Annotated in this window: 10 protein-coding genes; 7 read left to right on the plus strand and 3 right to left on the minus strand. The window is 62.9% G+C overall.

The window, feature by feature from the left end; translation table 11 throughout:
- Positions 1-14 precede the first annotated feature (14 nt).
- From ftsA to lpxC, 3 genes are all read left to right on the plus strand, one after another.
- Positions 15-1271 carry a cell division protein FtsA gene (gene ftsA, locus CAG18_RS13325; protein ID WP_015271706.1) on the plus strand — a complete coding sequence of 419 codons (1257 nt, stop codon included), beginning with the start codon at positions 15-17 and terminating at the stop codon, positions 1269-1271.
- Between the two features lie 55 nt (positions 1272-1326).
- On the plus strand, positions 1327-2523 hold the full coding sequence (ftsZ, locus tag CAG18_RS13330; protein WP_003260772.1) for a cell division protein FtsZ: 1197 nt from the start codon (positions 1327-1329) through the stop codon (positions 2521-2523).
- 112 nt (positions 2524-2635) lie between these two features.
- Positions 2636-3547, plus strand: coding sequence for a UDP-3-O-acyl-N-acetylglucosamine deacetylase (gene lpxC / locus CAG18_RS13335; RefSeq protein ID WP_003260771.1), 912 nt, complete (start codon positions 2636-2638; stop codon positions 3545-3547).
- Between the two features lie 47 nt (positions 3548-3594).
- On the opposite strand, the gene CAG18_RS13340 is transcribed toward lpxC, so the two are convergent.
- Positions 3595-4050, minus strand: coding sequence for a DUF721 domain-containing protein (locus CAG18_RS13340; protein ID WP_015271705.1), 456 nt, complete (start codon positions 4048-4050; stop codon positions 3595-3597).
- A 392-nt stretch (positions 4051-4442) separates the two neighbouring features.
- On the opposite strand from CAG18_RS13340, the gene secA reads away from it, so the two are divergent.
- From secA to CAG18_RS13365, 4 genes are all read left to right on the plus strand, one after another.
- Positions 4443-7178: a preprotein translocase subunit SecA gene (secA, locus tag CAG18_RS13350; protein WP_015271704.1), complete on the plus strand. Its 2736-nt coding sequence runs from the start codon at positions 4443-4445 to the stop codon at positions 7176-7178.
- A 196-nt stretch (positions 7179-7374) separates the two neighbouring features.
- The gene (argJ, locus tag CAG18_RS13355) at positions 7375-8592 is read left to right on the plus strand and encodes a bifunctional glutamate N-acetyltransferase/amino-acid acetyltransferase ArgJ (protein WP_023662147.1); all 1218 of its coding nucleotides are present in this window, start codon (positions 7375-7377) and stop codon (positions 8590-8592) included.
- Between the two features lie 144 nt (positions 8593-8736).
- Positions 8737-9369, plus strand: coding sequence for a glutathione S-transferase family protein (locus CAG18_RS13360; RefSeq protein WP_015271702.1), 633 nt, complete (start codon positions 8737-8739; stop codon positions 9367-9369).
- On the plus strand, positions 9366-10310 hold the full coding sequence (locus tag CAG18_RS13365) for a Nudix family hydrolase (protein WP_015271701.1): 945 nt from the start codon (positions 9366-9368) through the stop codon (positions 10308-10310). Before CAG18_RS13360 ends, CAG18_RS13365 begins: the two co-directional genes overlap by 4 nt.
- 125 nt (positions 10311-10435) lie before the next feature.
- Here the strand turns inward: CAG18_RS13365 and CAG18_RS13370 are convergent, their stop codons facing one another.
- Together CAG18_RS13370 and CAG18_RS13375 are read right to left on the minus strand one after the other, a co-directional pair.
- Entirely contained in the window at positions 10436-11002 is a 567-nt protein-coding gene (locus CAG18_RS13370; protein ID WP_085721014.1) for a cob(I)yrinic acid a,c-diamide adenosyltransferase, read from the minus strand.
- 1 nt (position 11003) lies between these two features.
- Positions 11004-13034 carry an ATP-binding protein gene (locus CAG18_RS13375; protein WP_013974101.1) on the minus strand — a complete coding sequence of 677 codons (2031 nt, stop codon included), beginning with the start codon at positions 13032-13034 and terminating at the stop codon, positions 11004-11006.
- Positions 13035-13055 lie beyond the last annotated feature (21 nt).

Genomic DNA, 13055 nt, shown 5'->3' on the forward strand with positions numbered 1-13055 from the left:
AGAGAGGCAGGACCATGGCAAACGCGCATAGCGGCAAAATGATCGTCGGGCTGGACATCGGCACCTCCAAGGTGGTGGCGCTGGTGGGTGAAGTGGGCGAGGACGGCACCCTGGAAATCGTCGGGATCGGTACTCATCCGTCCCGCGGCCTGAAAAAAGGCGTGGTGGTGAACATCGAGTCCACCGTGCAGTCGATCCAGCGCGCCGTGGAAGAAGCGCAGCTGATGGCCGGCTGCCGCATCCACTCGGCCTTCGTCGGCGTGGCCGGCAACCACATCCGCAGCCTGAACTCCCACGGCATCGTCGCCATCCGCGACCGCGAGGTCAGCCTGGCCGACCTGGAGCGCGTACTCGACGCCGCCCAGGCCGTTGCCATCCCGGCCGACCAGCGCGTGCTGCACACCCTGCCGCAGGACTACGTGATCGACAACCAGGAAGGCGTGCGCGAGCCGCTGGGCATGTCTGGCGTACGTCTGGAAGCCAAGGTCCACGTGGTCACCTGCGCGGTCAACGCGGCGCAGAACATCGAGAAGTGCGTACGCCGTTGCGGCCTGGAAATCGACGACATCATCCTCGAGCAGCTGGCCTCGGCCTACTCGGTGCTGACCGACGATGAAAAAGAGCTGGGCGTGTGCCTGGTGGACATCGGCGGTGGCACTACCGACATCGCCATCTTCACCGAGGGCGCGATCCGTCACACCGCGGTGATCCCGATTGCCGGCGACCAGGTGACCAACGACATCGCCATGGCGCTGCGTACTCCGACCCAGTACGCCGAAGAAATCAAGATCCGCTACGCCTGCGCCTTGGCCAAACTGGCTGGCGCCGGCGAGACCATCAAGGTGCCGAGCGTGGGCGATCGCCCACCGCGCGAGCTGTCGCGCCAGGCCCTGGCCGAGGTGGTGGAGCCACGTTACGACGAGCTCTTCACCCTGATCCAGGCCGAACTGCGCCGCAGTGGCTACGAGGACCTGGTGCCGGCCGGCATCGTTCTCACCGGCGGCACCGCGAAGATGGAAGGCGCCGTGGAACTGGCCGAGGAAATCTTCCACATGCCGGTACGCCTGGGCGTACCGCACAGCGTTCGGGGGCTCAGCGACGTGGTTCGCAACCCGATCTATTCCACCGGCGTGGGCTTGCTCACCTACGGCCTGCAGAAGCAGACCGAAGACCTGCCCCTGACCGGTAACAGCAGCAACAACAGCTATGGCGATGAACCGAAGGCTCCAGTGCTTGAACGCTTCAAGCGCTGGGTCCAGGGCAATTTCTAAGTTTCAAAGCAGTAGTGGTAGGCGCGACAACTAGAGAACTGTAAGGAGAGGGAAAATGTTCGAGCTCGTAGACAACGTCCCGCAAAGCCCGGTCATCAAAGTGATCGGTGTTGGCGGTGGTGGCGGCAACGCCGTCAACCACATGGTCAAGAGCAGCATCGAAGGCGTGGAATTCATCTGCGCCAACACCGATGCCCAGGCGCTGAAGAACATCGGCGCGCGCACCATCCTGCAATTGGGTACTGGTGTGACCAAGGGCCTGGGTGCCGGTGCCAATCCGGAAGTCGGCCGTCAGGCCGCGCTGGAAGACCGTGAGCGCATCGCTGAAGTGCTGCAGGGCACCAACATGGTGTTCATCACCACTGGCATGGGTGGCGGTACCGGTACCGGTGCAGCGCCGATCATCGCCGAAGTGGCCAAGGAAATGGGCATTCTCACCGTTGCCGTGGTGACCCGTCCGTTCCCGTTCGAAGGCCGCAAGCGCATGCAGATCGCCGATGAAGGCATCCGCATGCTGGCCGAAAGCGTCGACTCGTTGATCACCATCCCCAACGAGAAGCTGCTGACCATCCTGGGCAAGGATGCCAGCCTGCTGTCTGCCTTCGCCAAGGCCGACGACGTACTGGCCGGTGCCGTGCGCGGTATCTCCGATATCATCAAGCGCCCGGGCATGATCAACGTCGACTTCGCCGACGTGCGTACCGTGATGGGTGAAATGGGCATGGCCATGATGGGTACTGGCTGTGCCAGCGGCCCGAACCGTGCGCGTGAAGCCACCGAGGCAGCGATCCGCAACCCGCTGCTGGAAGACGTCAACCTGCAGGGCGCCCGCGGCATCCTGGTGAACATCACCGCAGGCCCTGACCTGTCGCTGGGTGAGTACTCCGATGTGGGTAGCATCATCGAAGCCTTCGCCTCCGACCACGCCATGGTCAAGGTCGGCACCGTGATCGACCCGGACATGCGTGACGAGCTGCACGTGACCGTGGTGGCTACTGGCCTGGGCGCGCGCATCGAGAAGCCTGTGAAGGTGGTCGACAACACCCTGCAGACTGCCCAGCAGGTGTACGAGGCCTCCAACCCGGCGCCGGTTCGCCAAGAGCAGCCTGCGGTCAACTACCGTGACCTGGAGCGCCCGACCGTAATGCGCAACCAGGCTCATGCAGGTGCTGCTGCAGCCGCTAAACTGAACCCTCAGGATGACCTGGACTACCTCGATATCCCGGCATTCCTGCGTCGTCAGGCTGATTAATGGAATTTATCAGGGGTATAAAGGTGATTGGTATTCATCAAAGGTTGGGTCTGTTATCATCCCCAGCCTTTGTTGATACCTGTTCGCAATTTGCGCTGAAGCGGCCAATGCCATGATTAAACAACGCACCCTGAAGAATACCATCCGTGCCACAGGTGTCGGTCTGCACTCCGGGGAGAAGGTTTACCTGACCCTCAAGCCTGCACCTGTTGACACCGGCATCGTCTTCCGCCGCGCCGACCTCGACCCTGTGGTCGAAATCCCGGCGCGCGCGGCCAACGTCGGCGAGACAACCATGTCGACGACGCTGGTCAACGGTGACGTCAAGGTCGATACGGTCGAGCACCTGCTCTCCGCCATGGCGGGCCTGGGCATCGATAACGCCTACGTCGAGCTCTCCGCCTCGGAAGTGCCGATCATGGATGGCAGCGCCGGACCCTTTGTATTTCTGATTCAGTCTGCCGGCCTGGAAGAACAGGACGCAGCCAAGAAGTTCATCCGCATCCTGCGTGAGGTAACCGTGGAAGAGGGCGACAAGCGCGCCACTTTCCTGCCTTTCGACGGCTTCAAGGTGAGCTTCGAGATCGACTTCGATCATCCGGTCCTCAAGGGCCAGACCCAGAGTGCGGTCGTCGACTTCTCCAGCACCTCGTTCGTGAAGGAAGTCAGCCGCGCCCGTACCTTCGGCTTCATGCGTGACATCGAGTACCTGCGCAAGCACAACCTTGCGCTGGGTGGCAGTGTCGAGAACGCCATCGTGGTCGACGAGACCGGTGTGCTCAACGAAGACGGCCTTCGTTCCGATGACGAATTCGTCAAGCACAAGATCCTCGACGCCATTGGCGACCTTTATCTGCTGGGCAACAGCCTGATCGGCGAGTTCAAGGGCTACAAGTCCGGCCACGCGCTGAACAACCAGCTGTTGCGCAAGCTGATTGCCGAAACCGATGCCTGGGAAGTGGTCACCTTCGAAGATGCCAGCACGGCACCGATCTCGTACATGCGCCCTGTTGCGGCCGTGTAAGTTCGAACACTCTCTAGTTCATTAAGGCCACCTTCGGGTGGCCTTTTTTATGGCTTGTCCCGGGCGTGGGCGGCCAATCGTTCCAGTGCTGCGCGCAGCTTGGGGTCAGTGATGCCCTCGGCGGTATCGCGCAGGCTCTCGGCTGCGTTATTGGACAGTTCTGCGGCATTGCCGCCACGCTTGGCTGGCACCAGCGGGGGCTGGACCTTGTACAGGATGCGCCTGAGGTTGGCGAATGCCTCCATGGCCTGTAATGCAGAGATCAAGCGTTTCTGCTGATAGCGCAGGCGGGTTGCCCAATGGCCGTCGGTCACCACCAGCAACAATGTGCCATCGCGCCACGACGCCACATGGCAGTGCTCGCGGGCGGCCGGTTGCAGCTGGCTTTCCAGCAGGCGCTGCAGGTGCTCCAGGCGTTCGGCCTGGTTCAGCAGCAGGCGCAGCGGGCGGACCTGGCGGAGCAGGGCCGAGGGCGGCTGGGCGGGGGAGGGTTTGTAGGCCATGGGTATGTGCATGAGGTTACAAGATCGGCAGTTTAACACCTCTTGTAGCCTGTGCCGGCCTCTTCGCGGGCTTGCCCGCTCCCACAGGTATTACGCAACACTTGAGACCTGTGGTGATCTTGTGGGAGCGGGCAAGCCCGCGAAGAGGCCGACACAGGCAACCAAGGACAAGACTCATTCTCGATACGTTTCATCTTCCCGAACCTTGAACTCAGGGAAAATGCCCCTATCTAAAACAAGCCCCCGCCAAAACGCTGTCCAAGCATCGTGGAAATCCACCACTTTCCTCACCATCGTTTCCGGGTAGAATGCTCGTTCGCATGCGGCCTCAGGGCTGCACGGGCGACTCATGGGGCCGCCCTCCATCCCTACGTGTGGAAGATCCTGCCGATATGTTTGCGCCTTTGTTAAAGAAACTTTTTGGAAGCAAGAACGAGCGTGAAGTCAAACGCATGCTCAAGACGGTGAACATCGTCAATGCTCTCGAAGAGAAGATGGTGGCCCTCTCCGACGAGCAACTGCGGGGCAAGACCGCAGAGTTCAAGGAGCGCCTGGCCAAAGGCGAGACACTGGACCAGTTGCTGCCTGAAGCCTTCGCCGTGGCCCGTGAGGCCGGCAAGCGCGTGATGGGCATGCGCCACTTCGACGTGCAGCTGATCGGTGGCATGACCCTGCACGAGGGCATGATCGCAGAAATGCGTACCGGTGAAGGCAAGACCTTGGTCGGTACCCTGGCCGTGTACCTCAACGCATTGTCCGGCAAGGGCGTGCACGTGGTCACCGTCAACGACTACCTGGCCCGCCGCGACGCCAACTGGATGCGCCCGCTGTACGAGTTCCTTGGCCTGTCGGTCGGCATCGTCTCGGCCTTCCAGCCGCCGGAAGAAAAGCGTGCCGCCTACGCGTCCGACATCACCTACGGCACCAACAACGAATTCGGTTTCGACTACCTGCGCGACAACATGGCGTTCAGCCAGGAAGAGAAGTTCCAGCGTGAACTGAACTTCGCCGTGATCGACGAAGTCGACTCCATCCTCATCGACGAAGCGCGTACCCCGCTGATCATTTCCGGCCAGGCCGAGGACAGCTCCAAGCTGTACATCGAGATCAACCGTCTGATCCCGCGCCTTACCCAGCACATCGAGGAGGTGGAAGGCCAGGTCACCCAGGAAGGCCACTTCACCATTGACGAAAAGAGCCGTCAGGTCGAGCTGAACGAAGCCGGTCACCAGTTCATCGAAGAGATGCTCACCCAGTCCGGCCTGCTGGCCGAGGGCGAGAGCCTGTATTCGGCGCATAACCTGAGCCTGCTGACCCACGTCTATGCTGGCCTGCGCGCGCACAAGCTGTTCCACCGCAACATCGAATACATCGTCCAGGACGGCCAGGTCCTGCTGATCGACGAGCACACCGGCCGTACCATGCCAGGCCGTCGTCTGTCCGAAGGCTTGCACCAGGCCATCGAAGCCAAAGAGAACCTGAACATCCAGGCCGAGAGCCAGACCCTGGCTTCGACTACCTTCCAGAACTACTTCCGCCTGTACACCAAGCTGTCCGGCATGACCGGTACCGCTGACACCGAAGCGTTCGAGTTCCAGTCGATCTATGGTCTCAACGTGATGGTCATTCCGCCGAACAAACCGTTGGCACGTAAAGACTTCAACGACCTGGTGTACCTGACCGCCGACGAGAAATACGCCGCGATCATCGCCGACATCAAAGAAAGCATGAAGCAGGGTCGCCCGGTGCTGGTGGGTACTGCGACCATCGAAACCTCCGAGCACATGTCCAACCTCCTGAAGAAGGAAGGTATCGACCACAAGGTGCTCAACGCCAAGTACCACGAGAAGGAAGCCGAGATCATCGCGCAAGCCGGTGCGCCAGGTGCCCTGACCATCGCCACCAACATGGCCGGCCGTGGTACCGACATCCTGCTGGGCGGTAACTGGGAAGCCGAAGTGGCAGCCCTGGAAAACCCGACCGCCGAGCAGATCGCCCAGATCAAGGCCGACTGGCAGAAGCGTCACCAGCAGGTGATCGAGTCGGGTGGCCTGCACGTGATCGCTTCCGAGCGCCACGAATCGCGCCGTATCGACAACCAGCTGCGTGGCCGTTCCGGCCGTCAGGGCGACCCGGGCTCCAGCCGCTTCTACCTGTCGCTGGAAGACAGCCTGATGCGTATCTTCGCCTCTGACCGGGTGAAGAACTTCATGAAGGCGCTGGGCATGCAGTCCGGCGAGGCCATCGAGCACCGCATGGTCACCAACGCCATCGAGAAGGCCCAGCGCAAGGTCGAAGGCCGCAACTTCGACATCCGCAAGCAGTTGCTGGAATACGACGACGTGGCCAACGAGCAGCGCAAGGTGATCTACCACATGCGCAACAGCCTGCTGGCCGCCGAGAACATCGGCGACACCATCGTCGAATTCCGCAAGGAAGTACTGGACGCTACCATCAGCCAGCACATTCCGCCGCAGTCGCTGCCCGAGCAGTGGGACGTGGCCGGCCTGGAGGCTTCGCTGGCCAGCGATTTCGCCATGAAGCTGCCGATCCAGCAGTGGCTCGACGAGGACGATCACCTCTACGAAGAGACCCTGCGCGAGAAGCTGCTGAACGAAATCACCACCGCGTACACCGAGAAGGAAGACCAGGCCGGTATCGAAGCCCTGCGTACCTTCGAGAAGCAGATCCTGCTGCGTGTGCTGGATGACCTGTGGAAAGACCACCTGTCGACCATGGACCACCTGCGTCACGGTATCCACCTGCGTGGTTATGCGCAGAAGAACCCGAAGCAGGAGTACAAGCGCGAATCCTTCAGCCTGTTCCAGGAGCTGCTCGAGTCGATCAAGCGCGACACCATCCGCGTGCTGTCGCACGTTCAGGTACGCCGCGAAGACCCGGTCGAAGAGGAAGCACGCCTGCGCCGCGAGGCCGAGGAACTGGCCAGCCGCATGCAGTTCCAGCATGCCGCTGCTCCGGGCCTGGAAAGCGAGCAACTGAACGAGGAGGGCGCCGAAGTGGCCGTTGCCTCGGCACCGGTGCGCAACGAGCAGAAGCTGGGCCGCAACGAGCCGTGCTGGTGTGGTTCGGGCAAGAAGTTCAAGCATTGCCACGGGCAGATCGAGTGATCTGACCAGGCTGTTGTAACCTGAAACATCCGGGGCCGCTTTGCGGCCCATTCGCGGCACAAGGCCGCTCCTACAGGGACCGCGCCCGCCCCAATGGTTGCGATGTCCTTGTAGGAGCGGCCTTGTGCCGCGAATGGGGCGCGAAGCGGCCCCGCTCTTCCATCACCTGTTCACCGTATTTTCTAGGAGCGCTCTAATGGCTGTTGGTCTTGGTCCTTTGCCCACCCTGCACCCGGTTCCGGGTTTTGAACTCGGCATCGCTTCTGCCGGCATCAAGCGCCCGGGGCGCAAGGATGTGGTGGTCATGCGCTGCGCCGAAGGCTCCAGCGTGGCTGGCGTGTTCACCCTCAACGCCTTCTGCGCAGCGCCGGTGATCCTGTCCAAGCAGCGTGTGCAGGGCACCGTGCGCTATCTGCTGACCAACACTGGTAACGCCAACGCCGGCACCGGTGCGCCAGGCCTGGCCGCCGCCGAGCGCACCTGCGCCAAGCTGGCCGAACTGGCCGGCGTACCGGCCGAGTCGGTACTGCCATTCTCCACCGGCGTGATCGGCGAGCCGCTGCCGGTCGAGAAGATCGAAGGCGCACTGCAGGCCGCCCTCGACAACCTGTCGGAAAACCACTGGGCTGAAGCTGCCACCGGCATCATGACCACCGACACCCTGCCCAAGGGGGCCAGCCGCCAGTTCCAGCACGATGGCGTGACGGTTACCGTCACCGGCATCAGCAAGGGTGCAGGCATGATCCGCCCGAACATGGCCACCATGCTCGGCTACATCGCCACCGACGCCAAGGTTGCCCCGGCGGTGCTCAAGGACCTGATGCTGGACGGCGCCAACAAGTCGTTCAACCGCATCACCATCGATGGCGACACCTCGACCAACGACTGCTGCATGCTGATTGCCACTGGCAAGGCCAACCTGCCGGAAGTCACCGAAGCCAGCGGCGCACTGTTCGAAGCGCTGAAGAAGGCAGTGTTCGAAGTGTGCATGGAAGTGGCCCAGGCCATCGTCCGTGACGGCGAGGGCGCCACCAAGTTCGTTACCGTGCAGGTCAACGGCGGTGGCAACCACCAGGAATGCCTGGACGTCGGCTACGCCGTGGCCCACTCGCCGCTGATCAAGACTGCGCTGTTCGCTTCCGACCCCAACTGGGGCCGTATCCTCGCCGCCGTCGGCCGTGCCGGCGTACCGGAGCTGGACGTGAGCCTGATTGATGTGTACCTGGACAGCGTTTGCATTGCCAGCAAAGGCGGCCGTAGCCCGAGCTACACCGAAGACCAGGGTGCCAAGGTTATGGCCCAGGAAGAGATCACCATCCGTATCGAGCTGGGCCGTGGCCAGTGCAGCGAAACCATCTGGACCACCGACCTGTCCCACGAGTACGTGAAGATCAACGCCGAGTACCGTACCTGATGTAGCTGGGGCCGCTTTGCGGCCCGATCGCGACACAAGGCCGCTCCCACAAGCACCTGCTTACACCGCCCCATGTGGGAGCGGCCTTGTGTCGCGAAAGGGCTGCAAAGCAGCCCCAGAATTCCCAAACGATGGAGCCGAACCATGAGCTATCACCTGATCATCGGCGACAAGCTGTATTCCTCCTGGTCGCTGCGTGGCGCCCTGGCCCTCGAGCTGGCTGGCGTGCCTTACGAAGAAACACTGATCAAGCTGAACCAGCCTGACACCCGTCAGCGCATCCTCGCCTTCTCGGCTACCGGCAAGGTACCGCTGCTCAAGACAGAGCACGGTGTGATCGCCGACTCGCTGGCCATTGCCGAATACCTCAACGAACGCCATCCCGACGCCCAGCTGTGGCCTGCCGACGTGGCGGCCCGGGCCCAGGCCCGTTCGGCCTGCGCGCAGATGCACAGCGGCTTCTTCGCCCTGCGCGGCGCGATGCCGTTCGACCTGTCGCGCGACCAGGCGCTGGACAGCGTGCCGCTGGAGGTTCAAATCGATATCGACCGTATCGTTGCACTGTGGTCGGAATGTCGCCTTGCGGCCAAGGACAGCGGCCCGTTCCTGTTCGGCAGGCCGAGCCTGGCTGATGCCTTCTTCGCCCCGGTGGCGGTGCGCCTGCGCACCTACCGTGTGGAAGTGCCTGCGGAGGCGGCGACTTATATCGAGACCATTTATCAGTGGCCAGCCTTCCAGGCCTGGCAAAAGGCTGGCCTGGCGGAGCGTGAAGGGTGAAACGGATTCATGTTGTAGCTGCTGTCATTCGCGGTACTGACGGCCGTATTCTGATCGCGCGGCGCGCCGATACCCAGCACCAGGGCGGTCTGTGGGAATTCCCGGGCGGCAAGGTAGAAGAGGGTGAGGGCGTCGAGGCGGCGCTGGCCCGCGAGCTGCGCGAGGAGCTGGGTATCGAGGTGAGTCGTTCGCGCGCGCTGATCAAGGTCAGCCACGATTACCCGGACAAGCAGGTGCTGCTGGATGTGCGCGAAGTCGAGGCATTCACCGGCGAGCCGCATGGCGCCGAAGGGCAGCCGCTGGAATGGGTTGCTCCACGCGATTTGCCCCAATACGAATTCCCCGAGGCCAACAAGCCGATCGTTGCAGCCGCGCGCCTGCCGGATCAGTACCTGGTCACCCCCGATGGCCTGGAAGTGCCGCAGATGCTCAAGGGCATCCAGAAGGCAGTGGCCAGTGGCATTCGCCTGATCCAGTTGCGTGCCCCGGACATGTACGATCCCAAGTATCGCGATGTGGCAGTGGATGCGGTTGGCCTGTGCGCGGGCAAGGCGCAGTTGATGCTCAAGGGGCCGCTGGAGTGGCTGGGTGACTTCCCAGCCGCGGGTTGGCACCTGACGGCTGCACAACTGCGCAAGTATGCCGCCAACGGCCGGCCGTTCCCCAAGGAGCGCTGGCTGGCGGCGTCCTGCCACAGTGCCGAAGAGCTGGCGCTGGCGGAGCAGATGGGCGTGGACTTTGTCACCTTGTCGCCGGTGCAGGCAACCCGGACACACCCTGAGGCGGTGCCGCTGGGGTGGGACGAGGCGCAACGTTTGATTGCCGGGTTCAACAAGCCGGTCTACCTGCTGGGTGGGGTAGGGCCGGGTGAGCGCGAGCAGGCCTGGGAAGCAGGGGCACAGGGTGTGGCCGGGATCCGGGCGTTCTGGCCTGAGATCTGAGCCGCCTGAAATTGGGGCCGCTTTGCGGCCCATCGCCGGCAAGCCAGCACCCACAGAGGCAGCACAGACCGGGCTCTGTGGGAGCTGGCTTGCCGGCGATGGGCTGCGCAGCAGCCCCAGAAATATCAGCCGTTTGGTTTCTCAGCAGGCTGCCACAAAACCTCCGCCACCCCCTGCCGCCGCCCAATAATCCGCGCGGCCACGAACAGCAGATCCGAAAGCCGGTTGATATACGCCAACCCAACCCCCGCCAACGGCTCCAGCGCATTCAGCTGCTGGCACCGCCGCTCCGCACTGCGCGCCAGGCTCCGGCACACATGCGCCTGCGCCACCAGCGCCGAGCCACTGGGCAAGATGAAGTTTTTCAACGGCCCCAGCTCTTCATTCCACACATCGATCGCTGCCTCAAGCCGCGCCACCTCCGCCAGGTCCAACGCCTGATAACTGGGCATCGCCAGCTCACCGCCCAGGTCGAACAGGCGGTGCTGACACGGCGCCAAAACCGCGCTCACTTCATCCAGCCCTTGTTCGGCCAGCCCCGCCAGCAGCAAACCCAGCTGGCTGTTCAGGCTGTCCACCTCGCCAATCGCCTCGATCCGCGGGTGATCCTTGGGCACCCGGCGCCCATCGCCCAGGCCGGTTTCGCCTTTGTCGCCGGTGCGGGTGTAGATCTTCGACAGGCGGTAGCCCATGTCATTTCTCCATTTTGGCCGGCGCCACCGCTGCCGGCTGGCCAAGGGGCAAGCGCAGGGTGAAGCAGGTGCCCTGGCCGGGCGTGGACTGCACTTCCATCTGCCCCTTGTGGTTGTTGGTGATGATGAAGTACGAGACCGACAGCCCCAGCCCGGTACCCTGGCCGATTTCCTTGGTGGTGAAGAACGGCTCGAAGGTGCGCTTGCGCACCCCTTCGGGCATGCCGACGCCGTTGTCCTCGACCTGGATTTCCGCCCATGGCGGGCTCAAGCGGGTACGCAGGGTGATGCGCCCGGGCTCGCTCGGCTGCGGCCGCTGGTGGATGGCCTGGGCCGCGTTTTTCAGCAGGTTGAGCAGCACCTGCTCCAATTCGTTGGCGGTGCACGGCACCGGCCCCAGGTCGGGGTCGAACTGACGCACGATGGCCTGGCCCTTGAAATCGAAGCCTATGGCCAGGTCGAAGTCGTTGCTGGCAATCTCCACCGCCTGATCGATCAGCGCCGGCAGGTCGCACGGCGCCAGCTGACGGTTGCTGCGGCGGCTGAAGCTGAGCATGTGGGTGACGATCTTCGCTGCCCGGGCACCGGCCTGCTGGATGCCGTCGAGCAATTGTGGCACTTCGCGGCTCTCCAGGTAGCGGTTGACCGTGGGCAGGTCGATGCCCAGTTCCTCTGCCTGTTCCTGATTGCGCGGCAGTTCTGGTGACAGGCGCCGGCGGATGTTCTGCACGTTATGCAGGATCGCGCCCAGCGGGTTGTTGATCTCGTGGGCCATGCCGGCGGCCAGGCCGCCGACCGAAAGCATCTTTTCCGATTGCACCATCATTTCTTCCAGCGACAGGCGCTGGGTGATGTCGTCGATACGGATGACAACGCCACGGCCGCCGCCACCGGTCAGCGGGTAGAAGGTCAGGGCGTAGTGGCGCAGGTCGTCACCCTTAGGCCAGGTGACCCGCTCGATCTTTGCCACCCGGTGCTTTTCCACTGTTTCCTTCAGTTGCGGCAGGAACGGCTTGAGCGGTTCGAAGGCAATGAAGATCGGCTGATTCAGCGCCTCGTCCAGAGGCGTGCCGGAAAGTACCGTGGCTTCGTGGTTCCATTGGGTCACGTAGAGCTGCTCATCGAGGGCGATCAGTGCCGAGGGCATCGAGTCGATGATGCTGTTGAGGTAGTTCTGGAAGCCGGTGAGTTTTTTCTCGATCTTGCTGCGCACCTGAACTTCCAGTTCCAGCTTGCGGTTGGTGTGGCGGGTTTCCTCGGCCAGGCCCTGGGCCTGGTCGTAGGCCTCCTGAAACTCGTCGCGGGTGCGCTTGAGTTGCTGTTCGCGGGCTTCGATGCGCGAGAGCATGGTGTTGAACGCTTCGGCCAGGCTGCCGATTTCGTCGTCGTTACCGCGCTGCGCACGCAAGGCATAGCTCTCTTCGCGGGTGACCTGGCGGCTGAGCTCTTCGAGCTGGTTGATCGGCTGGGTGATCAGGCGTTTTATCTGTCGGGCTATGACGATCCACAGAAGGATGCTGAACACCAGGATGCCCAGGCTGGCGCTGAGGGTGCCGGTGTAGAAAGCCGTGGGCAGTTCACTGCTGGCCACCAGCAGCAGGTGTGCGGGCGGGTTGGCGTCACGTGGCATGCGGATCAGCTGGGTGCTGCGAAACTCCATCAGGCGCCAGCCGTCGATGTTGCGAAAACGCTTGGGCAGTGCCAGCGGCTCGCCGTGCTGCAACTGCGCCAACATGCGGCCATCGCCACCGTAGACGGCAGCGGCGCGCAGCGGCGTGTAGCTGTCCAGCTCCTTCAGCAGGGCGCTGGCGGTGTCCGGTGTATCGCCGGCGCGCGCTGCCAGTTGCGGGTTGGCCACCAGCCGGCCGATGGTGTGCAGCGCCTGTGGCGCCATGCTTTCCTGGGTGATCCAGTAGGCGGCGCTGATGAAGGTGAGGTTGGCCACCAACAGGATGGTCACCAGCAACACCAGCAGGGCTGCCAGCAGCTTCTGCCCGACCGGGAGGTTTTCCAGGCGTTGGCGCAAGGTCATGGGCTAGGCAATATCCGTATC

Source organism: Pseudomonas sp. B22(2017) (genome assembly GCF_002113105.1).
Lineage (GTDB): Bacteria > Pseudomonadota > Gammaproteobacteria > Pseudomonadales > Pseudomonadaceae > Aquipseudomonas > Aquipseudomonas asiatica.